The organism is Pseudacidovorax sp. 1753, from assembly GCF_040544975.1.
Lineage (GTDB): Bacteria > Pseudomonadota > Gammaproteobacteria > Burkholderiales > Burkholderiaceae_C > Xenophilus.
The window spans coordinates 1-23,702 of sequence record NZ_JBEPKY010000008.1 but is presented as its reverse complement, the minus strand read 5'-3'; the positions used below and the strand labels follow the sequence as shown (position 1 = coordinate 23,702).

General features: G+C 68.4%; 22 protein-coding genes. 3 read left to right on the top strand and 19 right to left on the bottom strand.

Translation table 11 applies throughout. The features are described from left to right. Positions 1-13: 13 nt before the first annotated feature. Together ABIC63_RS11230 and ABIC63_RS11225 are read right to left on the bottom strand one after the other, a co-directional pair. Positions 14-1,048, bottom strand: a complete 1,035-nt coding sequence (locus tag ABIC63_RS11230) for a LysR family transcriptional regulator (RefSeq protein ID WP_354319814.1) — start codon at positions 1,046-1,048, stop codon at positions 14-16. 334 nt (positions 1,049-1,382) lie between these two features. Then, on the bottom strand, positions 1,383-1,586 hold the full coding sequence (locus ABIC63_RS11225) for a hypothetical protein (RefSeq protein ID WP_294369043.1): 204 nt from the start codon (positions 1,584-1,586) through the stop codon (positions 1,383-1,385). 695 nt (positions 1,587-2,281) lie between these two features. On the opposite strand from ABIC63_RS11225, the gene ABIC63_RS11220 reads away from it, so the two are divergent. Continuing rightward, positions 2,282-3,016 (top strand): DNA/RNA non-specific endonuclease, encoded by a 735-nt coding sequence (locus ABIC63_RS11220; RefSeq protein WP_354319813.1) that lies wholly within the window; start codon positions 2,282-2,284, stop codon positions 3,014-3,016. A gap of 304 nt (positions 3,017-3,320) precedes the next feature. Beyond that, a complete protein-coding gene (locus ABIC63_RS11215; protein WP_294369048.1) occupies positions 3,321-3,710 on the top strand; it encodes a hypothetical protein in 390 nt (129 codons plus the stop codon). Between the two features lie 28 nt (positions 3,711-3,738). Here the strand turns inward: ABIC63_RS11215 and ABIC63_RS11210 are convergent, their stop codons facing one another. The 3 genes from ABIC63_RS11210 to ABIC63_RS11200 form a co-directional block, all read right to left on the bottom strand. Beyond that, the gene (locus tag ABIC63_RS11210) at positions 3,739-5,451 is read right to left on the bottom strand and encodes an ion transporter (RefSeq protein WP_354319812.1); all 1,713 of its coding nucleotides are present in this window, start codon (positions 5,449-5,451) and stop codon (positions 3,739-3,741) included. A 39-nt stretch (positions 5,452-5,490) separates the two neighbouring features. After that, on the bottom strand, positions 5,491-6,042 hold the full coding sequence (locus ABIC63_RS11205; RefSeq protein ID WP_354319811.1) for a hypothetical protein: 552 nt from the start codon (positions 6,040-6,042) through the stop codon (positions 5,491-5,493). A 139-nt stretch (positions 6,043-6,181) separates the two neighbouring features. Further along, positions 6,182-8,110: a solute carrier family 23 protein gene (locus tag ABIC63_RS11200; RefSeq protein WP_354319810.1), complete on the bottom strand. Its 1,929-nt coding sequence runs from the start codon at positions 8,108-8,110 to the stop codon at positions 6,182-6,184. 524 nt (positions 8,111-8,634) lie between these two features. Between ABIC63_RS11200 and ABIC63_RS11195 the strand changes: the two genes are divergently transcribed. Beyond that, complete coding sequence (locus ABIC63_RS11195) at positions 8,635-9,303, top strand: enoyl-CoA hydratase/isomerase family protein (RefSeq protein WP_354319809.1); 669 nt, start codon at positions 8,635-8,637, stop codon at positions 9,301-9,303. Between the two features lie 59 nt (positions 9,304-9,362). Here the strand turns inward: ABIC63_RS11195 and ABIC63_RS11190 are convergent, their stop codons facing one another. From ABIC63_RS11190 to ABIC63_RS11125, 14 genes are read right to left on the bottom strand one after another with little or no spacing between them, the layout of a single operon-like run. Next, complete coding sequence (locus tag ABIC63_RS11190) at positions 9,363-10,064, bottom strand: prepilin-type N-terminal cleavage/methylation domain-containing protein (protein WP_354319808.1); 702 nt, start codon at positions 10,062-10,064, stop codon at positions 9,363-9,365. Positions 10,065-10,087: 23 nt separating this feature from the next. Continuing rightward, complete coding sequence (locus tag ABIC63_RS11185) at positions 10,088-11,215, bottom strand: type II secretion system protein (RefSeq protein WP_354319807.1); 1,128 nt, start codon at positions 11,213-11,215, stop codon at positions 10,088-10,090. Continuing rightward, positions 11,212-12,297: a type II secretion system protein gene (locus ABIC63_RS11180; RefSeq protein WP_354319806.1), complete on the bottom strand. Its 1,086-nt coding sequence runs from the start codon at positions 12,295-12,297 to the stop codon at positions 11,212-11,214. Before ABIC63_RS11180 ends, ABIC63_RS11185 begins: the two co-directional genes overlap by 4 nt. Then, positions 12,297-13,472 (bottom strand): hypothetical protein, encoded by a 1,176-nt coding sequence (locus tag ABIC63_RS11175; protein ID WP_354319805.1) that lies wholly within the window; start codon positions 13,470-13,472, stop codon positions 12,297-12,299. Before ABIC63_RS11175 ends, ABIC63_RS11180 begins: the two co-directional genes overlap by 1 nt. Positions 13,473-13,486: 14 nt before the next feature. Next, positions 13,487-14,740 carry a type II secretion system F family protein gene (locus ABIC63_RS11170; RefSeq protein WP_354319804.1) on the bottom strand — a complete coding sequence of 418 codons (1,254 nt, stop codon included), beginning with the start codon at positions 14,738-14,740 and terminating at the stop codon, positions 13,487-13,489. Then, positions 14,737-16,401, bottom strand: a complete 1,665-nt coding sequence (locus ABIC63_RS11165; RefSeq protein ID WP_354319803.1) for a GspE/PulE family protein — start codon at positions 16,399-16,401, stop codon at positions 14,737-14,739. The genes ABIC63_RS11170 and ABIC63_RS11165 overlap by 4 nt, the downstream gene beginning before the upstream one ends. Positions 16,402-16,416: 15 nt before the next feature. After that, on the bottom strand, positions 16,417-17,046 hold the full coding sequence (locus ABIC63_RS11160) for a tetratricopeptide repeat protein (RefSeq protein ID WP_354319802.1): 630 nt from the start codon (positions 17,044-17,046) through the stop codon (positions 16,417-16,419). Further along, positions 17,043-18,689: a secretin GspD/PilQ domain-containing protein gene (locus tag ABIC63_RS11155; RefSeq protein WP_354319801.1), complete on the bottom strand. Its 1,647-nt coding sequence runs from the start codon at positions 18,687-18,689 to the stop codon at positions 17,043-17,045. Before ABIC63_RS11155 ends, ABIC63_RS11160 begins: the two co-directional genes overlap by 4 nt. Next, entirely contained in the window at positions 18,686-19,351 is a 666-nt protein-coding gene (locus ABIC63_RS11150) for a type II secretion system protein (RefSeq protein WP_354319800.1), read from the bottom strand. Before ABIC63_RS11150 ends, ABIC63_RS11155 begins: the two co-directional genes overlap by 4 nt. Further along, entirely contained in the window at positions 19,348-20,004 is a 657-nt protein-coding gene (locus ABIC63_RS11145) for a hypothetical protein (protein WP_354319799.1), read from the bottom strand. The genes ABIC63_RS11150 and ABIC63_RS11145 overlap by 4 nt, the downstream gene beginning before the upstream one ends. Beyond that, positions 20,001-20,564 carry a hypothetical protein gene (locus tag ABIC63_RS11140; protein WP_354319798.1) on the bottom strand — a complete coding sequence of 188 codons (564 nt, stop codon included), beginning with the start codon at positions 20,562-20,564 and terminating at the stop codon, positions 20,001-20,003. Before ABIC63_RS11140 ends, ABIC63_RS11145 begins: the two co-directional genes overlap by 4 nt. Then, on the bottom strand, positions 20,561-21,982 hold the full coding sequence (locus ABIC63_RS11135) for a hypothetical protein (RefSeq protein ID WP_354319797.1): 1,422 nt from the start codon (positions 21,980-21,982) through the stop codon (positions 20,561-20,563). Before ABIC63_RS11135 ends, ABIC63_RS11140 begins: the two co-directional genes overlap by 4 nt. Beyond that, complete coding sequence (locus ABIC63_RS11130) at positions 21,979-22,479, bottom strand: hypothetical protein (protein WP_354319796.1); 501 nt, start codon at positions 22,477-22,479, stop codon at positions 21,979-21,981. The genes ABIC63_RS11135 and ABIC63_RS11130 overlap by 4 nt, the downstream gene beginning before the upstream one ends. Positions 22,480-22,515: 36 nt before the next feature. After that, complete coding sequence (locus ABIC63_RS11125) at positions 22,516-23,310, bottom strand: prepilin-type N-terminal cleavage/methylation domain-containing protein (RefSeq protein ID WP_354319795.1); 795 nt, start codon at positions 23,308-23,310, stop codon at positions 22,516-22,518. Positions 23,311-23,702: the final 392 nt, after the last annotated feature.

The following is a 23,702-nucleotide window of genomic DNA, read 5'->3' as shown; positions in this document are numbered from 1 at the left end:
GGGGCGCTTTCGGTCAGGAACGGGGGGAAGAAGAAGTCGGCTCGGCCCCCTGCGCGGCCTGCAGCAGCCGGGCATGGGCCTCGGGTGGATGGGCGACGAAACCGGGAAGCCGCGTCGCCGCCTGTTGCAGCGCATCGGCCAGGGCCTGCACCCGGCGGGTGATGGGCCGGCCCTGCGGCACCACGGCGCCGAAGAAGAAGGGGATGTGCACGTCCAGCCGACGCAGCTGCACGCCGGCCATCGGCACGCCATGCACGGTGAGCGGATCCAGCAGGGCGATGCCCAGCCCGGCGCGCACCAGGGCCTGGGCGTTGACGGAGGAATTGGTGTCGATGACGTCCGCACCGCGCGCGCCGCCCTCGCCTGCCGGTGCGCTTTCGCCGGTTGCGTCGGCGTCGGTGGCGGCACGGCCCAGCAGCGCGTCGATGCGGTGGCGCAAGCGGAAAGGGTTGCTCAGGGTGACCAGCCGGCGCCCGGCGAGCGCGGCGGCCGGCACGACGTCGTGCGCAGCCAGCGGATCGCCGTCGGGCAGCACGGCCACGCAGGGCGCCTCGCCGATCCACAGCACCTGCAGGCCGCGGTGCTCCAGCGGCAGGCTGGAAACGCCCAACTGGACGGCACCGGCCAGCACCGACTCCATCACCCGCTCCGGCGAGCCGCTGACCAGGCGCACCGCGCCGGTGCCCTCGCCCGCTTCCAGGGCCTGCAAGGCGGCGGGCACCAGCCCCAGCGCCGCGGCCGAGGTGGCGGCCAGCACCAGCGGCTGCGCGCCGCCGCGGCCGATCTCGTCCACCCGCTGCTGCAGCCGGCGCCAGTCGCCCAGCAGCTGCTGCACCTCCTCGAAGAGCTGGAAGCCCTCCGCCGTCGGCGCCACACGGGGGCCGTGGCGGGTGAAGAGCGCGTAGCCGGCCGCCGCCTCCAGCTCGTGGATCAGGCGGGTGACAGCCGGCTGGGAGCGGTCGAGCAGCCGCGCCGCGCCCGTGATGCTCCCGGAGGACATCACGGCGGCGAAGGCTTCGAGCTGACGAATATCGAGGTTCTTGATCATCCGATTTGCGGATGATCAAGCATGAAGCATGCAAGCTTCAAATACTTTTATCGAGAAAGCTTATTCAGGGGGCGCCGCGGCGGCCGGGATGGGACCGCTGGAAGCTCGCGTGGGCGCGGGCTTTCCCGGATGAAGCCGGGACGGGCTCCTGTTCCAGCCGACGCCGGGGCGAAAAAAAGCCCCAGGGCTGGGGCGACGTTGTTGAGCCTGTCCATTGATTGAAGTGGGCCTGGCGCCCCCCCCGGGGATCGAGGCCAGCGCCAGCCGGTCTGGGAAGCGGCAGCCGCTCTCAGGCGGCAAGGCCGCCCGCCGGAGGCCTCGGCCGCACGGCCGATCAGCCGTGCCGGGCGCGATCCGCGGCGCCCGGCGCCAGGATGCCGAAGACGGAGGACGCGAAGGCGGCGGCGCCGGGCATCGCCCCGTTCAGATCGCGTTCCTCCCATTCCGCCGCCTGATGGCTGGCCCAGATCAGGCTGAAGAAGAAGAGGCCGCACGCCACTTCCACGGCGATGAGCGAGACAACGATGAAAACCCACATGGCAGCACCTGAAAAATTACGTCGAAACGTTACACCTCGAAACGTACGGTCCGCAACTGACGTTGACCCGACCCCCTTGAAAAACGCCCTATGAAGGGCATAGGAAAAACGCTGAGTCGTGCGCTTTTGCACAGAAGCGCAACGAAGCCCGTCGCGGTGGCCCCCGGCGCGACGAGGGCGGTGCCGCTCAGTACACAGTCAGTGACAACCACTAACGTGGCGGCCATGGCACGCAAGGAAGACTTCGCCCACAAGGCCTCGCTGCGGGCCACCGTTCTGGCTCTTTGGCTCGTGGCGGCCACGTTGGCCGTTGCGGCCATGCTGATGCAGTGAAGTGAAAACAACCCCCAGGCCGCTTCGCGGCTCCGGGCGGCCGCCAGAGGCGGTTGCGCTTCGGGCACGTCCAAGCCGGCATTGGCGGGCTTGGCGCCGCGGCGGTTGGATGCGATAGGGTTACTACTTAGCGTCCTGAAGACTTGAGGGGGTGCCAGCCAAGCGCAGCCGAGTCGACTCGCCCTTCCCCATCGACACGCACGCGCCCGGCGCTGACATCAGGGCACTGCAGCCGGTGGGGGCCGCTCAGTAGACTCGCCGCCTTCATGGCGAATCTGACCAAACGTTTCCAAGTCCTCACAACCTTTTCACAAACTGTCGTCGCCCTGGCCGCGGCCGTGCTGCTCCTCGGCTGCGGACCCTTGGAGCCCCACGCGCGCGGCGCCCGCGCCTCGGCTGCCGCCGCAAGGCCGGCACCCGCCACCGCGGCGCTCAACCAGGATTTCGGCCGCTGCCCCCAGTTCTTCGCCGGTGGCCGGGCGCCTGCCGTGGCCATCGGCGGACGCCTTCGCGCCCTGTGCTTCGACAACTTCGCCGTCCTTCATTCCGGGGAGACGCGCACGCCGGTCTACGTGGCCGAGCGGCTGAACCGGGAGATCCTGATGAAGGCGAAGACGGTGCAGCGCCACGACCGCTTCTTCGCAGATGCCCGCCCGCCCTCGGGCGAGCGCGCCGACCTGGACGACTACCGAGGTTCCGGCTTCGCACGCGGCCACATGGCACCCGCCGCGGACATGCCCACGGACCAGGCGATGGCGCAGTCCTTCAGCCTGGCCAACATGGTCCCGCAGGACCCGCGCCAGAACAGCGGTCCCTGGGCCCGCGTGGAAGAAGACACGCGCAAGTACGTCATGCGTGCGCAGGGGGACGTGCATGTGATCACGGGCCCCGTGTTCGCGGACCAGCGGGCCATCGGCCGCAATGGTGTGCGCGTGCCCTCGCACCTGTTCAAGCTGGTCTACGACCCAGCCACCGGCCGGGCCTGGGCGCATTGGCAGCAGAACCGGCCCGATGCCAAGGTCAACAAGCCGCTGAGCTATGCCGCCTTCCAGCAGTGGCTCAACCTGGACCTGCTGCCGGGCGTGAAGGTCCGCTAGGGATGCTCTTCACGAATCGAGCGGCAAGTGGGCGCTGCGATGCCCACGGCGCGCGCATTCGTGAAGAGCATCCCCGCGAAGGCCGCCACCGCGCGGGAGCCGGCCCGGCACCGAAATGCCTCGCGGTGCTCACCAACGCGGTGCCGTCCATCGACATCCGTATCGCCATTGGCGCCGTGATGCCTCAGAAGAAGCAGGCGTCAACGCGCATGTGTCCTGCTTGGTCGGCGTGCAGTCCAGGCTCCGTGGGACGGGCGGCAGCTGCCGCGGCGGGGCCGGGCGCCCACACCTTCCAGGAGCACCCATGCTTTTTGTCAGCGATGCCGTCAGGCGCCTTCTCTCCCCCACGACGAACTACCTCGAGGGCTTCCAGGCCGCGATCGGCCGGGCGCTCGACTTCGCGGGCTCGGGGGTCGGCCAGATTGCACTGGACGATGCACGCGCCAGGGCGGTCCCGCTTCCGGCCCGACTCCGGCAGTACCTGTTCAGCGTCCTGGGCGTTGCGGCGGTCATGGAGGGCGCGACGCGCAGCGATCTGGGCATCGACGAAGCGGCCGCGCTGCTGATCGTGCACGACGCGGGCTTTGCCGACTACGCCCACTTCTTCGTCACCGCCTTCCAGGACAACTATCCCTTCCTCCTGTCCCGCCTGTCGGACATGGAGAAGGACTACCTGCGGGGGCTGCTGGCCTGAGAGCCTGAGCGGGCCGTGGTCCGGCCGGCTACGCGGCCGGGCCGCCGCCGTCGGCGGTCGTGCCGCAGATGCACGCCCAGGCCCGCCATTCGGCCTCGGTGAGCCGGCCATCGGCCCGTGCCAGGGCGGCGAACCGCGCGTGGTCGGCCATGAGGCCGAGCTTTCGGATGTCGCACACGAGCGACTTGAAATGCTCGATCGCATGCGCCGGGTCGGCCGCGATGATGTGCAGCGGCAGCTTGGACAGGTCGGCGGCCATCTCCCGGGCGCGCCGGGCCTCCTGCATCAGCACCTCCACGTCTTCGGCCGACAGGTGCAGCCGCTTGGCCTCGCGGTTGAGGATTTCCGCCTCCTCCTCCGACAGCACGCCGTCGCCCAGCATCTCGAAGAGTTCCTGGCGCAGGGCATCGCGCTCCTTGTGCAGCTGGTCGGAGAAGGCCGACGACAGCAGCGCCGCCGGGATCGCGAAGATGCCGATGCCGATCAGGGCCAGCACGATGGTCACGGCACGGCCCGCGGGCGTGACCGGCGTGATGTCGCCGTAGCCCACCGACGCCAGCGTGATCACCGCCCAGTAGATGGACTGCGGAATGTTCTCGAACTTGTCGGGCTGCGCGTCGTGCTCGAACACATAGCCCAGGCTCGCCGTCAGCACGACGAGCAGCACCATGATGAAGGCCGCCGCCGCCATCACCGGCCATTCCCGCCCGATCACCTTGGCCAGCGTGCGCGTGGCGTCGGTGTAGCGCGTCAGCTTCAGCAGGCGCAGCAGCCGGAAGATGCGCAGGAAGCGCAGGTCCAGCACGTAGTTGAGGAAGGCCTCCGCAAAGAAGGGCAGGATCGCCAGCAGGTCGACCAGCATGCCCGGGCTGCGTGCCTGCCGCAGCCGGCCGAGCAGCGGCCCTTCGTGGCCCTCCTCCTCGACGCAGGCATACAGCCGCAGGCAGAACTCGAGCGTGAAGATCGCCACCACCGCGATGTCCACCGCCACCAGTTCGAGGTGGAACCGGTCATGGACCCACTGGACGGACTCCAGGATGACCGCCACCACCGAGACGAGCACGCAGCCGGCGATGACGAAATCGAAGGCGCTGTGCAGCCGGCCGCCATAGGGGCTGGCAAACACCAGGGCGTGGGCCTTCTGCCGCAGGCTGCGCCCCGCGTTCAACTGCCGGAACTCCTGGACGGCCGGCACCAGGAAGCGGAAGAGCTTGAGGATGCGCAAGAGCCGGAAGACCCGCAGGACACGCAGGTCGATGGGCACCACGGCATGCAGCACGCTGGGCAGGATGGCGACGAGGTCCAGGATCGCATAGGGGTTGCGCATGAAGGCCAGCCGCGGACGCGCCGCCCCGGCGAAGGCGGGATCCTCCGGCGCCGTGTAGAGCCGCAGGGCGTACTCGATCGCGAACACCGCCACCGAGATCGCGTCGAACAGGTGCAGCCAGCGCCGGGCCGCATCCGGCACGCCCGCCGTCGCTTCGAACACGGTCACCAGCAGGTTGGCGCCGATGAGCCATGCGATGGCGCGGTCGAAGCGGCGCTGATGGTTGCTGGCATTGCCCGGGTCCAGCAGCCAGGCCCACAGGAGCCGGCGCAACCGCTGGCGCGGGTTCAGGGCAGAGGCCTCCTGCCGCGCCCGGTCGCCCACGATGGCGGGCACCGGGCCTCGGCCCGCATGGCGGTAGGAACGCGGCTCGGGCGTCTTGGGCTCGTCGGTCATGGCGGGCATGGCGGACATGGATGGAGAGCGTGCGGGGCGTCGCGCGTTGAGTGACGCTCAGAGCGCCAGATCCGCCACGTCGAGCGCATAGCCGGCGCTGTCGCAGACCTGCAGCCGCAGCGCCAGGGGATGGGTCAGGGCGTCACCCGGCGCCAGTCCGGCCGCAGTGCCGTGGCCGGCTGCGGCGTCGGACGCGGGCGGCACCCGCCGGCCGACAACGATCTGGCCGAAGGTGGCGTGCGCTCCGTGCTGGCATCGCTCGATCACCTGCAACGGGGCACCGCTGAAGGCGTTGCGCACGCCCGCCAGCGGCCCGCCCTCGGCCACCAGCGCCCGGGCACAGTCGCCCCAGTGCGGCACCTCGCGAAACCCGGACGGCGCCAGCGCGCAGGCCTGCGCCACCGGGTCGTCGGCACGGTGCCCGGCCTGCACCATCCATTGGTGAAGGGCGTGTGCCTGCGCCCGGCTCTGCTCGGTGCGCACGGCGCTGGACCAGGTCCGTTGCGCCGCCACCACCATGCAGACCATGGCGGCCGCAGCGAGGACCAGAAAGATGGCATCGCCGCCGACGCGGCGTTCTGCAGGTGGGGAGGATGGAGAGACTGGCACGGGCACCACGCAGCACATGGAGAAGCCCCGGCGTCCGCAACAGGATGCGCCAGTCGGTCGACGGACCATGGCACATCTTTCCTGCCTTCGCGCGAGGCGATGTCATCGATCATCAATGGGGCCGCGCCCCAGGCGTGCGTCAGTGGGCCGTGGCCGGGCTGGCGTCGAAGGCCCGCAGCCGCGCGGTCACGATGGGATTCGCATCGGCCACCAGGTCGTCGAAGCGGTAGTTGGCGATGCGGGCCATCTCGACCAGCGCCGCCGCGCGCTCGACCGCGGGCGCATTGCCCAGTCGCTGCCACCCCTGGCTCACCATGCGCTCGTAATGCGCGTCGCGGGCGCTGATGATCAGCGGAAAGCCGAACTGCGCGCGGTAGGCGCGGGCCATGGCCGCCACGTCTTCCTGCGAGGTGGCGGTCATGCCGGCCTTCTCGTGGTCGAGCAGGTACGCATTGGCGCCATCGCCGTCGCTGCCCAGGTCGGGAAAGGCCTTCATCAGCGCCGCCTGCTCGTCGACGGTGCCCGTCAGCAGGGTGTTCTGGAAGGCGGTACGCAGCGCATGCGTGTTCTCGAAAGGCCGCAGGGCGAATGCACGCGCCAGCACCCAGTCCATGTTCTGCACCAGGGGACCGAAGGTGGCGTCGAACTCCTTGCGGCTCATGCTGTTGACCTGGTCGAGGCTCACCAGGCTTCCGGGCCGGCCGGCCACGGCGGTGTGGGCGCTGCCGCCCAGGTGGTTGAACACGATGTTCAGCAGGATGGCCGTGAGCGCGCCCAGCGTGATGCCGCTGCCGAACACGATCTCGGCCCAGCTCGGGAATGCCGTGGTGACGAAGGGCTGAGCCGTCACCAGCATGCCCAGGCCCAGGCTGGTACCCAGGATCACGATGTTGCGATGGTCGTTGAAGTCCACCTTCGACAGCGTCTGCACGCCCACCACGGCCACGGCCGCGAACATGGCCAGCGCCGCGCCGCCGAGCACCGGGTGCGGAATGCCTTCGACGATGGCCGCGGCCTTGGGCAGGGAGCCCAGCACGATCATGATGAAGCCCGCCGCCACCACCACCCAGCGGCTCTTGACCTGCGTGAGCCGCACCAGGCCCACGTTCTCGGCGAAGCAGGTGTAGGGAAAGGAATTGAACACGCCGCCCAGAAAGGTGGCCGCGCCGTCGGCACGGATCGCCCGGGCGATGTCCTCGCTGCCGATGCGCTTGCGCACGATCTCGCCGGTGGCGTAGACATCGCCGGTCGTCTCCACCATGGTGATGCACATCACGATCAGCATCGACAGGATGGCCGTGATGCTGAAGGTCGGCATGCCGAAGTAGAACGGCGAGGTGTAGCCGAACCAGGCCGAGCCGGCCACCTTGTCGAAGTGCGCATCGCCCAGCGCCCAGGCCACCAGCGTGCCCACCACCAGGCCCAGCAGCACCGCGACCGTGGCCATGAAGCCGCGGAACACGCGCTGGATCAGCACGATCAACGCCAGCGTGCCGAAGGCATAGAGACAGTTCTTGAGCAACACCGGGTTCTGGATCGCATTGGGACCCTTGCCCACCACGATGTCGTTGGCGGCCACCGGCAGCAGGGCGATGCCGATGATCAGGATCACCGAGCCCGTGACGATGGGCGGAAAGAAGCGGATCAGCCGCGCGAAGTAAGGCGCCGCGAAGAAGGTGAACAACCCGGCCACCAGCACGGAGCCATAGATCTGCAGCAGCCCGGTGACGCCACCGCCCGCGGCCAGGCCGATGGCGATCATGGGGCTCACGGCCGTGAAGGTGACGCCCTGCAGCAGCGGCAGCCGCACGCCCACCTTGCCGAGCCCCCAGGCCTGGAGGATGGAGGCGATGCCACAGGTGAAGAGGTCCGCGTTGATGAGGTGGATCAGCTGCTCGCTGCTCAGGCCCAGCGCGCCGGCCAGGATGATCGGCACCAGCACTGCGCCCGCATAGAAGGCCAGCACATGCTGGAAGCCATAGGCCGCGAGTTGGGCAATGGGCAGCACCTCATCGACGGGATGAACCCGGCGCGGCGCCGTGGTTGGGGGTGTGACAGCAGTTTGCATGGTCTTGCTCTTGGAGCTTGTGGAGGGAAACGAAAGAAGCGCTGAGGCGCGCGCAGCGCGCCGCGGAGTCCGTTGCCGATGACATGCACGCTCCCTGATTGCTTTTGTTCGTGCGTTCCCGTGACGCCAACGGTCTCCAACGTCGCATCCGGGCATGCAAGGGACATGCCGTCGGACGGGGTGGTGGACATTGAATCGCCAAGACCGCGAACAAGTTCACGACGATCCATCCACAGACGGCCGAGTTCGCGCGGAAGTCACTCTCCATTGGCCTTGCAGCGCGGTGGCCCCGCACGCTGGCAGGCCGCCATGCGCCATTCACGCACCCTGCGACGCACCATTCCATCGCACGATCGCCGTCGAATTCTTCTCACCGATTGACACCCCAGGGCCTTCCCCGCACCCGGCAGGGCTTGGCAACACCACTCGTACATGGGCAGGCTTTCTGCTTGCCACCAAGTGGCTGTGACGGCCTCCGTGCAGGCGGCAGCGGACGTGCAATCGAACCCAGGGACTCTCACACCATGACCGTGGACATCGCCTCACCCGACCTTCCTCTTCTCACCTACGCCAGTGGCGTCGCCACCATCCGCCTCAACCGGCCGGCCTTCAGCAACTGGGTCCGGGACGAGGACCTGCGATGGATGCTCAGCACCTTCCTCGTGCTCGATGCCGATCCCTCGGTCAAGGTGGTGGTGCTGACGGCGAACACCGCTGGACAGGGTCGGCCCGTGTTCTGCGGCGGCTACGAAATCACCGAGGCGAATCCACGCGCCGACGACGCGCTCTTCACCTCGACCGCGGCCGCACTGGCACAGATGCGTCCCGTCACCCTGTGCGCGCTGAGCGGCAGCGTCTACGGCCCGGCCCTCGATCTGGTGCTGGCCTGCGACCTGCGGGTCGCCGCCAGCGGCACGGCCATCCACCTGCCCATGGAAATGAGCCCGCTGCACAGCGACGCCTTCTATGCCCGGACGGTGCGGCACCTGGGCATCGACGGCGCCAAGCGCGCTTTTCTCTCGGGCAGCGCCATCACCACGGAAGAGCTGAAGGCACGGGGTGTCTTCGAGGGCGTGGTCCGTCCCGATGCCTTCGAAGGCTATGTCGGCACGCTCGCGCGGCAGATCGCCGCGCTCGAACCCTGCACCACCCAGTCCATCAAGCAGGCCCTCGACACCACCGCCTTCAGCTGATGAAGCGATGCAGCGACGACGCGCGTCGCTGCCGCAACCGGCAACGACGGCCTGCCCGCTCAGCGACCGACGAGCAGGTAGGCCGTGAGGTCCACCGACTGACCCTCGTCGATGTTGTTCATGGAGGCGTTCTCGTCCCTGCTCCAATCGGTAGAGGCGGTGCCCAGCGCCGCCTCCGAGCCCGCCTCACGGAACTCGCCCAGGCCCGCATCGATGCGGCCGTCCGTCATGGCGTCGAACGCGATGGCCGTTGAGGGCGTCAGCCCCGCCAGGCGCAGCACATGCCGCGGTGCATTCTGGAAGGTGCCGGCCGTGGTACCGGGCAAGGTCCACTGCACCGTCATGAGGCAGACCTGGAGTTCATGGGGGTTGCCGCTCTTGTCGATGTAGACGTAGCGGTCCGGCATGCCTGCCGCGCGGCCATGCGGCAAGGTGATGCCCCGCTGGAGCATGGCCGTGATCAGCGGCGTGCCGCACAGCGCCGTGCCCACACTGCCACCGATGGCGTAGGTCGGGCTGGTCGTGGAGTCGCCGGGCTGGACGCCATAGCTGTCGGCGATGAAGGACAGGTACGCCGCCCGCCAGCCCAGCACGAAGTCGCTGTACATGCGCTGCACCTGGGCCTGGCGATACACGTTCATGCCGCCCATCACGGCGCCGATCAGGATCGAGATCACCACCAGCACCAGCGAGAGCTCGACCAATGTGAATCCACCGGCTCGCGCACGCGGCGCGGGCACGTCATGCAGTCGCTGTCTCATGGTCGTCCTTTGTTCAGAAGCAGTCATTCGAGGTCCATCCCCTCGGCAATGGCGGCCCGCGCGCGGGCTGCGATGGCATCGGCCAGTGCGGCGGCCTGCGTGGCCTCGTCGTTGCGTGCCGTCTGGTCCAACTGCGCAGCGTCGCCCAGTTCCTTGCCGGCGGTTCCCAGGTCCTGGATCTTCTGGATGAGGGACGCGATGTGCACGGCCAGATCGGCCACCGAGGAAACGCACAGCGGGCCGGAAGCCGGCAACGCGGCCCATTGCGGGGGGGTGGCTGTCAAGGCAATCGCATCGGCAGCCAGGCTGGCCGCATTCGCGCAGTTCATCAGCGCATTGGCCACCTTGGAGGGCTGTCGTGCCGCCTCGGCGATGAGATCGATCAGGTCGTAGTTGTAGTTCGAGTGGGACGTGTCCAGGTTCATGGTCGAGAGCTTGAGCTGCTCCTGCGCCGCCAGCGCCATCATTCGGGCGGCAAGCGCGGCATTGATGTAGGCCCGTGCGGCCCCCGCGACCAGGGCGCCGCAATTGAGCTCGTTCCACAGCTCCGGCAGCGTGCGGGTGATCTGTGCGCCGGCGGCGTCCATGGGACGGCTGGTCGCGCTGGCCTGCGGGTCCACCCCCGCGCTGAACACCTGGTACGCACGGGGGACGCGGCCCGTCGGGGCGGCCTTCATGCGCTTGCCGACCAGGTTGCACCAATGGATGGTGCGGTCGGTCGAATCCTGGCTGAACCCCACCACGCTCGTTCCATTGGCCACATCCAGGCTGAGCACGCCCAGCCCCGGCGGCGACTGGGCCAGGGCATCCGTGTCGATCGCGTAGCGGAGGCTGCCGGCACCGGCGTCCGGCAAACCGATGGTGACCCAGGGCACGAAGCCGGGGCTGGCCGCCATGCCGGTGACGCAGCGCTCCACGCCGGTGTTATCGGCGGCCGGGCACGGCAGGCGCGAATTGCGTGCGATGAAAGTCCGCACCGCCTGATCGGCGCGGGTGACGAGTTCGCCATCGGCGTCCTGCCGGGCTTCCACCACCACGCCGCTCTGCAGCTTCCAGGCGGCCACCGTCAGAAGACCCAGGACAAGAAGGGCGATGACCACTTCCAGGATCGAGATGCCGGACTGGCCGCGGCGCGAAACGTGGCGGCTCATTGCACCAGCCCCAATGCGGCCAACCGCGCCAGTTCGCGCTGTGCATCGGCGAGCACGGCCGCGAAGTTGGCCTCCTGCGCCTGCGCCGCATCCAGGGATGTATTCAGGGCGGGCAGATCGGTGTTGTTCCATCGCTTCACCTCCTCGCGGACCAGGTCGCCCTGCAGCAGCACCTGTGCGATCGTGGACGCATAGGCACCCAGGACGAATGGAAAGGTCACCACGTTCACGGCCGACCAGGGCAGCTTGCCCACGTGCATGGCCGTGAGATTGGCCGCATCGAAGACCAGCAGTTCCCACCACTGGTTGAGCCGGCCCCCGGAGTAGAGGACGCGGGCCTGCCGCGCGTTGCCCGCCGTGATCGCATTGCGCCAATGCTGGGTGTTGAGCTTGGCCAGGTTCAGCAGATCGGTGGCGACGTCCACGTACTTGGCCGCAGCGGCGACGCGCGACAGCCTGTCGCCGCAACCCAGGGCCGAGAACAGCTCCTGCGCCGAAATCGCCCGGACGAAGCGACCCTGCGCCGTCCGCTGCAGGGCCGCCGCCGACCCCGGCAGCGCTACATCCGTCGGTGCAGTTGCCGTAGGACCAGACGAGGAATATTCCATCAGCGCGAGGACCGGCACTGTGGTGCCACCCTGCCCCGCGGCAATCAGGTCGCCCGCAGACAGCCGCGTCAGCGACAGGCAGAAGTTGAGCCCAGGCGAATTGATCGGATAGTTGGCCGAAGGGCTGAACACCACGGTGGGCGCCTTCGTCACAACGGGTGCCACGTGGTAGCGCAGCCGGTTGCCCCGCGCATTGCCGGTGAGCACGCCGGGCAGCCAACCGTTGTCCGAGGCCGGCAGCCGGGCATTGGCACCGGCAAAACCGACGAGTGCGCCATAGGCGCTGCGCAGCCCCATGTTCTCCTTGTCCGCATTGGCGGTGGCGGTGCTGAGCGCGATCAGCCGGCCCGCCACCACGACCACCACGCCGGTGATCATGAGCACGACCACCATCTCGATCAGGCTCAGGCCCTGAACATGGCTTCGCAGGCCTGAACGGCAGCGGCCCGTGGCGCGGGCTCCACGCGTGGACATCATGGTCCTTCCTCCCAGATCAGGGGACCGAGTTGGTCCACCTTGAAGAGCACGTCGTTCTGCCCCTTCCAGATGTCCAGCGTGTCGTAGTCGCGGTGGATGCTGCCGTTCTTGGCCAGCTCGATGATGGCGCCCACCACGCGCGCCTCCAGCGCCAGGACGTCCAGCGCAAGCGTGACACTCTGCGCCGCTACCAATCCCAGTTGAATACCCTGAACGACCATGGCTCCACATGCCGGAAACCAGAGGCTGAAGCAGGCGGCGTCATCCTTGCCTTCCGACGCCGCAAGGCCGCCGATCAGCGCCGCCGTCTCCGTCGCGAAGGACGCCACCTCATCCACCGCCATGATCTGGCTCATGGCCAATGCATTGGCCATCGGCCAGATCGTGTAGCGGTTGTAGTCGAAGCTGGCGACCGTGCGTGCATCGGGCATGGCGCTGTTCCATTGCGCCGCGATGGTGAGCATGTTCAGCGAGGCGATGATGGCCCCGCAGTTGCTCGCCATGGCGAGCGAGCGGGCACTGCCCGCGCGCACGCGTTCGCGGTAGATGGCGTTCTGCTCGCGGTCTTCGTCCTCGAGTCGCGATGCGGCATTCAGGTTATTGCCCGTGAAACCCGCCGGCCCCGGAGCGGCAAATCCATAGACCGGTGTTCGCTCACCCGACGTGCCCGGCAGGCCGCCGTCCACGCCGCCAAGACCGAGATCGATCAGAACCAGCGTCCGGCAGAAGTCATGGCCATTGATGATCGCGGCGTTATGCGGGTCCTTCGGAAACACGTCCCGGACATTCGTCAGCCGCGCATCGGCGTAGTAGCGCAGACCCTTGAGCCGCTCGGCCACCTCCGTCGGCGCGAACAGCGTTGCGGCGTTGGCCGGGAACCAGCCCTTGGCCAGCGTGCCGTCGCACTGTTCGTTGCCGCCATAGGTGGCGGCCGGGCAGGGCAGCCGGCCCTTGAGCGCCGCGAAGCCACGGGTGACCGCATCGGCCTTGTCGAGCAACTGGTCTTGCGCGAGCCGGTCCGCGGCCAGCTGGTTCACCTGCCAGCGGCTGTACACCACGAAGGCCAGCAGACCCAGCAGCGCTGCCAGGGCCGCGGCCGCCAGCAGCGAAAAGCCCGACTGTCGCCGCCGGCCGGCGGTCGCCCGACGACGCGCGCCCGCGCGGGGCCCCAACAAATTCACCCTGCTCATCGCCGCACCGCCATCGCCTGCCCGATCAGGTCATACACCGGCAGCACCAGCGCCACCACGAACACCGCCATCAGTCCGCCCGCGATGAAGATCACCACCGGCTTGAGAATCTCCGAGAGCGTGGCCACCACGCGGCCCAGGCGCGTGCGGTATTCGCCGGCCAGGTACTGCAGTTGGTCGTCCAGCGTGCCCGAGTCCTCGCCCACCGCGATCACGCGCAGCATCAGCGGCGGAAACCCGCCCACCCGCCGCATGGCGGCAGACACTCGCTCGCCACGCTCCACGTACATACGCACGAGCGTGAGCTTTTCGCGGTAGTACAGATCGCCCGTGATGTTCTCCAGCACGGTCAGGCTGCGCACGATGTCCACCCCCGCCCTCAGCAGCAGCGAGAAGTACTCGGCGAAGAAGGCCATGCCGGCGGCCGACATCAGCCGCTTGGCCACCGGCAGCACATGAAGCGCCCGGTAGACCTGCAGGCGGAACTTTTGGCTCGTGTACCAGGCAAACATCACCAGCGCCACCGCCGCCACCAGGCCCAGCAACACCAGCAGGCCGTTGGACGACACCCATTCGGAAGTACCGATCACCGCCACCGTGAGCGCCGGCAGCTTGATGCTGAACTGCTTGAACAGCGACGCCAGGTTGGGCACCACGTAATAGAGCCAGAAGCCCGCCGCGCCGAAGATGGCCGTGAACACGAAGGCCGGGTAGATCAGCGCCTGCTTGGAGTCGGCCTTCAGCGCCGTCAGACGCTCGACGTGATCGGCGGCCTCGTGCAGCATGCGGTCCATCGCGCCGGTCGCATCGCCCAGGCGGATCAGGTTGCGCACAGGCTCCGGAAATACGCTGGGCTGGCGATCGAAAGCCTCGCCCAACGTGGCGCCGGCACGCAGGTCGGCGAGCATCCGCGACGCCACGGCCGCGCAGGCGGGCCCGACGGATTCGGCGTCTTCGGCGAGCGTGCGCACGGCATCGATGATCGGCACGCCCGCCTTGGCCAGCACGGCGAGGTCGCGAAGCAGAACCACCAGGTCCTGGTCCTTGAGCTTCTTGCCGAACAGGCTGCCGGCCGAGCGCACCGACTGCACCAGCACGGCCGGGATCTGCCGCACCGACAGGACGGCGCCGTCTTCGTACTCCTGCTCCAGCGCCTCGCGCACCGACTGCGGGTCGCCCAGCTCGAAGGCGCGCGTGCCCGAGCGCACGGCGCCAGCCGCGTCCACCACGCGATAGAAATACCAGGTCAAGGTCCAACTCCCAGGGATCGCACGATCTCGTCGCTCGTCGTCATGCCGTCGGCAACGCGACGCCTGGCACAGAACTCGATGTCGCGGAAGCCGTTGCGCTCGGCCGCCTTGCGCAACTCGGCCCGGCGCGCATCGCTGGCGATCAGGTCGGCCAGCTCGTCGTTGATCGACAGGATCTCGTACACCGGCACCCGGCCATGAAAGCCGGTACCACGGCACCGTGGGCAGCCCCGGCCTCGCATGCCCTTGAAGCCTGCGGGCTTGCCGAGCCAGCGGCACTCGCGCTCGCCCAGTTCCACCGGCTCGGCACAGGCCGAGCAGTTGCGGCGCACCAGCCGCTGGTTCACCACCAGCAGCAGGTTCTCGGCCACGATGGGCGCCTGCCCGCCGAGCAGTGCCAGGCGCGGCACCGCCCCGAAGACCGAAGTCACGTGCAGGGTGGAAAGCACCAGGTGGCCGGTGGTCGCGGCATCGAGCGCCGCCACCACCGTTTCGGAGTCGCGCATCTCGCCCACCAGGATCACGTCCGGGTCGTGGCGCAGGAAGTGCCGCAGCGCCGACTGGAAGTCGTAGCCCGCCTTGCGGTTGACCTCGGTCTGGCCGGCGCCGGGCACCCGGTATTCCACCGGGTCTTCCACCGTCAGCACGTTGCGCTCGATCAGGTTCTGCATGCGCAGGGCAGCGTGCAAGGTGCTGCTCTTGCCCGAGCCGGTCGGGCCGGTGATGACCACCAGGCCGGCGGGCCGGCCAAGGCCTTCCTCCAGCAGCAGCGCATCCTCTTCGTAGTAGCCCATCTCGCGCAGGCCCTTGAGGTCGTGGCTTTCGGGCAGCAGCCGCATCACCATGCGCTCGCCGACGTCGGTGACGATGGTCGACAGGCGCACGGAATACGGCACGTCCAGGATGCGCGTGCGGAAGCTGCCGTCCTGCGGCTTGCGCTTCTCCGAGATGTCGATCTCGGCGATCAGCTTGATGTAGCTGCCGATGCGCGTCAGCTCCAGGGGCAGCGCGAAGGCCGGGTGCAGCACGCCATCCACCCGCAGCAGCACATGGATGCTCGACGCCGTGGGCGCGATGTGGATGTCGGTCGCCCGCTCCTGCACCGCCAGATGCAGCAGATGCTGCACGAAGGCCGCCGGGCTGCGGGTGCCGTCCTGGTCGGCCATGAGGTTGCGGATCTCGGCGTTGATCAGGTCCGACACCGGGTTCTGCGCAAAGAAGAAACTGTGCCGGATGAGCGTGCGCACCCGCGAGAACTCGCCGAGCACGAAGCGGCTGCGCAGGCCACAGCGCCGCAGCACCAGCTGGCCCACCTCGATCGGATTGGCGTCACCCAGCACCACCAACAGATGGTCACTCTCGCGCCGCAGCGGCAGGAACTCGCCCTTCTGGCACAGCTCGCGGTTGAACAGCGCAAGCAACTCCTCACCGGGACGTTCGACCCGGTCGAGGTCGACGAAGTCGATGTCGAACAGTTCGCTCAGCAGCTCGCACACCACGCGCTCGCGCACCAGACCGGTGTCCACCAGCACCCGCCACAGCGGCTTGGCCTCCACGCGCTGCTTCTGCAGCGCATAGTCGGCCTCCGCCCGCGAGAGGATGTCGCGCTCCTGCAGTTGCCGGGCCATGAGCGCACTCAGGCGCTCGACGGAATACTCCATGGGCAGGCTCGCGTCTCAACCACCCGGCGCCGACCGCGTCACCACCAGCGAACGGCCTTCCAGCTCGGCCAGCAGTGCATCGAGCTCGATGGCTTCCGGATAGACCAGCTTGAGCTTGCGCAGCCGCGTGATGGCCTCCCGGGTACGACCATCGTGTGCATCCACCAGCGCCAGGTTCGTGTTCGCGTTCAGGTCGTCCGGCAGCTTGGCAATGACCTGGCCCAGCAGGCGGCGCGCCGCCTCGCGGTTGCCGCGCATCTGCTCCACCCACGCGGCACGCCGCGAGAGGGCCACGCTGTCGGTCGGCAGCAGCGGCTGCAGCCGGGCGACCGCCTGCGCGGCCGCCTCGATGTCGCCCTTGCGCTGCGCAGCGGCGAAGGTGTCGAGCAGGCGCGAGGTCTCGGCCTCACGCGCGGCAATGGCCTCCTTCTCGCGCGTGGCCTTGTCCGGCGCGCCCTTGCGCGCCGGCGCGGCGGCAGGGAGCTTTGCCGGTGTCGGCAGGGCCTTGGCCTCGACCGGCGCCGGCGCGGCCGGCATCGCCGGGGGCTCTGCGGCCAGGGCGAACCCGGCGAGCATGCCGGCAGCGCCCAAAGACCCGAGGCAGCCCAGCGCCCCAAGGGGAATGCGGCGGTGGTTCGGTTTCATAGCAGGTTTGCCTTCAGAAGGATCACCAGCTCGCGACTGGTCTGTCCGTTGGAATTGGTGTCGAGGGCCTGGCCCAGGGCCGGCACATCGCTCAGGCCGGGCACGCCCGTGTTGTTGACGTTGGACGACTGGTCCGCCAGGCCGCCCAGCACCACCAGGTCGCCGCTGCGCACCGACAGCGTGGTCGCCACGCTCTTGGAATCGACGACGGGCAGCGTCACCGAATTGCCCCCGCCCAGCGCCACCAGGTTCAGCGACCCCGAGCGCACGATCGACTGCAGCGGATGCACGAACAGCTCGATGGAGCCGTCCTCCCGGATGGCCGGCGTCAGCCCGACCATGAGGCCCGAGAACAGCGAGTTCGTCTCGGTGCTGTAGCTGGTCTGGCTCACACCCTGCACGACGGTGGTCGTCGCCGTGATCTTGGAGACGTAGCGGTAGGTCGTGCCCACGCTCACGAAGGCGGGCTCGCCGCTGCGGGCGCGCAAGGTGGGGTTGGACACGAGCTTGACGTTGCCGAAGGTACGCAGCGCGTTCACCACCGCCGACACCCGCCCCGAGGAAAGCGCCACCCCTGCGCCGCCGGACGTGGACCCCACCGTCTGCTCGGGAATCACCAGCGAGCGTGTGGGCAGCGAACTGCCCGATGCAAGCGTGGACGTCATCTGCGACAGCGTGCCCGTGGTGCTGCCGCCGGCCGCCACGACGCGGTTGCTCAGCACGCTCCAGTCGATGCCCAGCTTGTGCGTCTCGCTCAGCGCCACGTCGATGATCTGCATGTCGATCTGCAGCTGGCGCCCGCGCACGGCGCGCACCTGGGCCAGGAAGTCGGCCACCTGCCGCACACGCGATGGCTTGGCCCGCACGAACAGCGTCTGGCTGCGCCGGTCGAGCGTGAGCACCGGCTTGAGCGAGTCGTCGTCGGACTTGGCGCCCTCCGGGTCCTTCACGATGGTCTCGACCGCCTTGAGCACCGAATCGAAGGCGTCGGTCTTCTGGCCGATCTCACCCGCCAGCTTGACCGAGCCCTGCACGCCCTTGTCACCGCTGGCGCCGCCCAGCACATCGCCGCCCGAGTCGGCGTTGAGCTTGACGTTGCTGGCCAGCAGATCGACCGGAAACACCTTCTGCTCCAGCGACGACACGCTGATGGTGTTGCCCGAGCGCGTCGCGCTCAGGTCGAAGAGCTGCGTGACGGCGGTGAGCGCCTCGCGTGCGGAGACCTTGTTCAGGAACAGGCTGGCCCGGTTGTCCGACTTGAGGATCTTGGGCTCCACGATCAGGTTGAAACCCATGTCCTTGGCGATGGCCCACAGGAACTGGTCGGCCTTGGCCTCGTACATGTCGAAGCTGACGATCCGCTCTTCGAGCGGATCGCGCTCGGCCGCGATCGCCAGCGGCAACTGGGGCTGCACCGTCTGCACGCGCTCGAGCCCCGCACGCATCGCCTCGGACGGTGGCACCACATCGGCCGCCACCTGGGGCAGTTGCTCGGCGGCCGAGGCCATCATGGCGCGGTCGGTGCCGGGCGCCTCTTCCTTGCCGTTGAATGCGGCCCGTGGTGCCACGCAGCCGGCCAGCAACACAGACACCGCACACCCGGCGGCCAGTTGCCGCACGGGGCGACGTTTCGAATCGATCATGAGCGAGTTACCTCCGCGAGCAGCTGGGCTGCCATTTCGCTTGCTGTAGGTCTGGAAGAAAGGAAGCACGAGGCCGAGGCCGTCTGGACCGGTGTCCAGGTGCCCGGATCGACCGGCACCTGCACCACGAAAGCCGCATTGCCCGGCGCAGATCCGCAGTCGTCCGCGCTGCGCACCACCCGGGGCTGCCCCATATCGGAAGCCGCCGAGGCCGCCGCCATCAGGGAGAAGGACAACCGCTCCCCCGGCGACACGTCCAACGCGCTGGTGGGCTTCACCAGGTCTGCGCCCGGCGCGCGATAGACCGCATAGCGCGGTCGCTTGAGCAGGTCGGTGCTCAGGTTGCGATCACTCATGTTCAGCGTGACGACCGGCAGCCAGCCGACCCGGTTGCCGGCATCGTCGCAGTTGCCCTCCAGGCCGTTGCCGGTGAAGTCCGGGCAGGGCAACCGGTGGTTGGTCCGCGCGAAGGAGTACAGCGCCTCGCGCGCCGCATCCGCGGTCGCCTGGGCGGCGATGGATGCGCCGCTCATGTGCGCCGTGGACACCCAATGAAAGCCCGCCACCGTCATCGTCGAGGCCACCGCCAGCACGATGGCGCACTCCAGCAACGAGAAGCCTGCGCCCGGGCGAGCGCGCCGTGCGGTCAGCGCCCGGCTCATGGCGTCTCCTTGGTGAAGGGTTGACGCGTCGCCTGCACCGCGCCCGTGCTGGCCTGCATCTGCGCGATGACCGCCTGCATCTCCTTGTACTTCTCCGCCAGCTTGGCCTTGTTGGCCTCGGTGGGCTCGCCCGTGGCCGGACGCAGCTGCTCGATCTCCTTCTGCAGCTCCTGCATCCGCGTGGCCGCACGCAGGCTGGCGCGCACCACCGACAGGTCCACGCCGCCCACCACGCTGGAACCCTGGATGCGCTCAAGGTCACCGAGGGCCTTGTCCACCTCGGCCGGATCGGCACGGTTGCTCGCCCGCAGGGCCTGCAGCCGGGCCGAGACCTTTTCGAGGGCACGCATCCGCTCGTCGCGGGCCGCCGCCTCCTTGTCGGTGGACGCCGATGCCGTGCCAGCCGCACGCGCGGTCGCCGGACCAGCGTCGATACCGGCGGGACGCTCCCAGGGTGCCGGCACCGGCGGCGCCGCGGGCGCAACGGCAACAGGAGCCGAGACCACAGGCGGCGCGGCAACAGCGGGCAACGAGGCTTCGGGCGCGGCGGCCGCCTTGCGATCGGCCCCCTCATTCCCGCGCGTGAACAATGCGGCAATGGCCGCGGCGACGGCCAGCACGGCCACCATCAGCCACAGGGTGGCGCGCTTCATGGTTGTTCCTTTCCGGGTTGGGCAGGCTTGGAGGGCGTGAAGCCCTGGGTGACCGCATAGCGGCTCACCACACCCGAAGGCCCCACCAACACGACCTTGCCGGGGCGGATGCTCTGCACCCGGCTTCCGTCGGGCAGCACATCGCCCTCCTGTTGCACACGGTCATCGATCAGGGCGGTGCCCCGTCCCTTGACGGACATCACCACGCCGCTCACCTTGTGATCGGACGCAGGCGGCGGCGCCGGGTTGTCATCGGCGCGATCGGCCGAAGACAGCGGGCTGATCGGATAACTGCTCATGCTCACCGGCTCGATGGCGTCGAAGGCCGCCACCTCCTTGAGCGTGCGCAGAAGCTCCTGTCGCACTTCGGGCGTGAGCACGGCCACGCCCGTCGCACCCGCGCCCGCGCCGTTGCGCGCGGCGGGCTTGGAAGGCAGGCTCTTGCCCGACGCCCCCATGGCGCGCATGCCCGCCATGGACGACAAGCCCACACCCACCGCCGCAGCCACGCCCGCTGCCATCAGCACGGCGTACGCCAGGGGAATCCATTTGGCCTTCATCGCGGCACCCGACCTTGCGCCTCGTTGCGCATCGACTTCAATTGGTAAGAGAACACGGTGCGACCGTTCGACAGGGCGCCCCGGGTCTGCCCCTCCACCTCTGCCACCACGAAGCCCTGCTTGCGCAGCAGCGCCACGAAGTCCGACAGCGATTCGGCCTCGCTGCGCTGCGCCGTGGCGTCGACCGTGGCATCGATCTGGATGCGGGGCGCGGTCACCGAAGCGGGCGCGGCACCTGCGCCGCCGGCCGGGGTCGCACGGCCGCCCGCCGACTTGTCCGCCACCGTGTACACCCGCAGCACGCGCACGCCGGAGCCGCCGGCGGCCCGCAGCGCGCCGAGGATCTGCGTGAGGTCGGGCGAGCCGGCAAAGCTGCCCAGCCGCTCCACCAGCGCCCGCGTCTCGTCGAAGAGAGGCGGCATCGCCTCCGACGCTGCGCGCTGCTGGACGAGCGCCTCGATCCGGGCGGCTTCGTCTGCCGTCTGGCTGGCGGTGGAACGCAGCGACAGGGTCGACGCCCAGAAGCCGGCCACGCCGACCGAAGCCAACACCGCGGCGGCCATCGACACCCAGGCCGCCGCCCGCAGGTGATGCCGCGCCACCAGCGCCGCCCGGGTGCCGGGGGAGCACACGGCCAGGGCGGGCCGGTAGGGACGGGCCAGAAGGCCCAGGCCCGACATCCAACCTGCCGACGCGCCGCGAAGCGCCTGATGCGCCTGCAGGCTGACCTTCGCCTGCAACTGCGCCTCCACGCGTGCGATGACCTCCTTGTCCACCTCTGCCGCCACCTGCCCCGAGGCCAGCCGGCTGACCCAGTCGATGCGGCTCAGGGCTGCAATGCCGCCTGCGCCCGCGGACGACTGCCCGAGTTGGGCCAGGATGCCGTCCGCCAGGATGCCCGCCGTGGCACTCAGGTCGGACACCTCTTCGCTGAACGCCTGGGTCGCGAAAAGCACCGGCGCGCCGCCCAGATTGGCCACGAAGGTGAAGCGGCTGCCGCTGCGATAGATGAGCCCCGTGCCCGGCGTCAGCGAATGCCAGAGCAACGACATGACCGGCACCACCGCCACCGCATGCGGCTGCGCCGAAGCCCAGGCCTGCAGTGCCTTCCACCGCGCTGCGGGATAGGCCGTGAACAGCAGCTCGTATTCGCCGCCGCGCCGGAACGAGGCATGCGCTACGACCGAGGCCTCGCCCTCCATCAGCCCCTGCTGGCGGACATGGCGCGCCGCCAGGGCCGGCGCATGCTTGGGGTCGCCTGCCAAGCGCACGATCTGCGTGATGGCCTCGTCGGCGTCCACGATGAGCAGGGTGTCTTCCTCGGCGTCGAACTCGCCCGGCAGGTTCACCACGCCGTCCGGCCGGTGGACCTCGCAGCGGGTGCCCAACAGGCACGCCAGTCGCATCGCCGCGCTCATTGCGACACCCTGAACATGGCGCGGCCCTTGAGCATCACCTGAAAGTCCTGCGGCACATCGCCGAACAATCCGGCGCCTGCATCGGTCGCCGCTACATCGAATTCCTCGGCACTGAAGATCTGCCCGCCGTAGGACTGGGCCTGGTAGAGGAATTCCACCGCAGCCTTGCGCTTGGCCCGCGCCTCGCGGATTTCCACCCCACGGCCGACCCACTGACCCGCCGTCAGGCGCTTTTCGCGGGCCTGTTCCATGAAATTCTTTGCGTAATCAGCCATTTCCACTTTTTGCAGAGAAGCGCGATCCCGGGTCTGCGCCTGTTTGAGGCGGCCCTGCTGGATCTGCAGGTTGCTTCTTGCCGAATTCCACGAATCGACCGCATGCCAGAGAAGGCCGGTCGATATGAACAATGCAATGCAGGCACTGCCTGCCAACCGCATTGGAAGAGCCGAATTGATCGGCGAGCGCCCCGTCCCGAGCGCACGAAATTTCGATGCCATTTTTATTCGCGAGCAAAAAGACAGGGCGCGTCCGGTTTACTGGTTCATCTTGTAATTGGCCACCAGGGTCGCGACCTGGTCTTCGCGCGTCTGCGCAGCGGCGCCGTCGATGCTGGCGGTGTTGTTCACGGTCCAGTCGAGCGTGCCCGCCGTTTGGCCCCCTTGCACCACGCCACGCGCCACGTTTTCCTGACGGAAGGTGCCGCTGTTGGCGTCCACCGATCCCTTGAGCCCAGCGGACAGGGAGCGGGCCAGATCGGGGGTGAGGCCCGTAATCACCATCACGTTGCCCGAGCCGCCGGGAAATCCGGGCCGGTTCCACTGGAAGCAGACCTGGATTTCCTGCGGGTTGCCATTGCTGTCCTGGTACACATAGCGGTCTTCCAGACCGGCGCCGCGCCCGGGCGGCAGCTCGATGCCAGCTTCGCGCATCAGGCCGATCAGGTCGAGTTGCGTGTCGGCCTGGCGCGACATGTTGGGACCGGCGCCGCCGCTGCAGATCGCGGGAGGCGGCGTCACGTTGGTCATGTTTCCACCCGACAGGGAATTGCCATTGCCGGCGAAATTGGTGCCATTGACCATCTGCCGCGGCTGCGCCGCGTTGTCGCCGATCGGAATGCCATATCGCTGCCGGTACGCGTTGTACGCCTCGGCCCATTGATTGATGAAGGTCTGGCGCACCCGCACGTATTCGGCATTGCGCTGGACGTCCCGCCCGATCATGACGGCCGAAATGATCACGCCGATCACGATGAGCACCACGGCCATTTCCACCAGCGTAAAGCCCTGCTGGGCTCGCCGCAGGGCGAGGTTGGAATTTCTGGATTTCATTGCTGGTCCCTGAGATTTTTAGACATGCAAGTGGCAATCGCTGCCAGCCCGCCTCCTCCGCGCGACCGCGCCATGCGGTTCCACGAAGCGGGGCGAAGTCTATCGCCGTGTACTAAAAAAGTTCTGTGAATAAGTTCACGCAAGAATAGAGTAATACCTGAGTCTTGCAGCCACCATTTTCATCTGATGTACATCTTGTGCTTATTCATTTTCCGTACCTGACTTATTGCCCGGATAATTCAAAATCGCGGACGAGAAGCTCCAATTTCCGCCATTCATCTGGAATTCGATTTACCCAATCGGGATAGGGGTCCGTCATTGTCGACGGAGCCCCTCCCACACCACCCGGCATGCGGGTCCGCACCGGGCGGTTCGAGCGCTTGAGGTCATGA

What these genes read in the sequence shown, in the direction of transcription:
- ABIC63_RS11215 (WP_294369048.1), top strand. Translation starts at nt 3,321, where the DNA reads ATGCTTTTTGTCAGCGATGCCGTCAGGCGCCTTCTCTCCCCCACGACG.
- ABIC63_RS11130 (WP_354319796.1), bottom strand. Translation starts at nt 22,479, where the DNA reads ATGGCATCGAAATTTCGTGCGCTCGGGACGGGGCGCTCGCCGATCAAT.
- ABIC63_RS11230 (WP_354319814.1), bottom strand. Translation starts at nt 1,048, where the DNA reads ATGATCAAGAACCTCGATATTCGTCAGCTCGAAGCCTTCGCCGCCGTG.
- ABIC63_RS11125 (WP_354319795.1), bottom strand. Translation starts at nt 23,310, where the DNA reads ATGAAATCCAGAAATTCCAACCTCGCCCTGCGGCGAGCCCAGCAGGGC.
- ABIC63_RS11155 (WP_354319801.1), bottom strand. Translation starts at nt 18,689, where the DNA reads ATGATCGATTCGAAACGTCGCCCCGTGCGGCAACTGGCCGCCGGGTGT.
- ABIC63_RS11160 (WP_354319802.1), bottom strand. Translation starts at nt 17,046, where the DNA reads ATGAAACCGAACCACCGCCGCATTCCCCTTGGGGCGCTGGGCTGCCTC.
- ABIC63_RS11225 (WP_294369043.1), bottom strand. Translation starts at nt 1,586, where the DNA reads ATGTGGGTTTTCATCGTTGTCTCGCTCATCGCCGTGGAAGTGGCGTGC.
- ABIC63_RS11140 (WP_354319798.1), bottom strand. Translation starts at nt 20,564, where the DNA reads ATGAAGGCCAAATGGATTCCCCTGGCGTACGCCGTGCTGATGGCAGCG.
- ABIC63_RS11195 (WP_354319809.1), top strand. Translation starts at nt 8,635, where the DNA reads ATGACCGTGGACATCGCCTCACCCGACCTTCCTCTTCTCACCTACGCC.
- ABIC63_RS11200 (WP_354319810.1), bottom strand. Translation starts at nt 8,110, where the DNA reads ATGCAAACTGCTGTCACACCCCCAACCACGGCGCCGCGCCGGGTTCAT.
- ABIC63_RS11210 (WP_354319812.1), bottom strand. Translation starts at nt 5,451, where the DNA reads ATGTCCGCCATGCCCGCCATGACCGACGAGCCCAAGACGCCCGAGCCG.
- ABIC63_RS11135 (WP_354319797.1), bottom strand. Translation starts at nt 21,982, where the DNA reads ATGAGCGCGGCGATGCGACTGGCGTGCCTGTTGGGCACCCGCTGCGAG.
- ABIC63_RS11145 (WP_354319799.1), bottom strand. Translation starts at nt 20,004, where the DNA reads ATGAAGCGCGCCACCCTGTGGCTGATGGTGGCCGTGCTGGCCGTCGCC.
- ABIC63_RS11180 (WP_354319806.1), bottom strand. Translation starts at nt 12,297, where the DNA reads ATGTCCACGCGTGGAGCCCGCGCCACGGGCCGCTGCCGTTCAGGCCTG.
- ABIC63_RS11150 (WP_354319800.1), bottom strand. Translation starts at nt 19,351, where the DNA reads ATGAGCCGGGCGCTGACCGCACGGCGCGCTCGCCCGGGCGCAGGCTTC.
- ABIC63_RS11190 (WP_354319808.1), bottom strand. Translation starts at nt 10,064, where the DNA reads ATGAGACAGCGACTGCATGACGTGCCCGCGCCGCGTGCGCGAGCCGGT.
- ABIC63_RS11165 (WP_354319803.1), bottom strand. Translation starts at nt 16,401, where the DNA reads ATGGAGTATTCCGTCGAGCGCCTGAGTGCGCTCATGGCCCGGCAACTG.
- ABIC63_RS11185 (WP_354319807.1), bottom strand. Translation starts at nt 11,215, where the DNA reads ATGAGCCGCCACGTTTCGCGCCGCGGCCAGTCCGGCATCTCGATCCTG.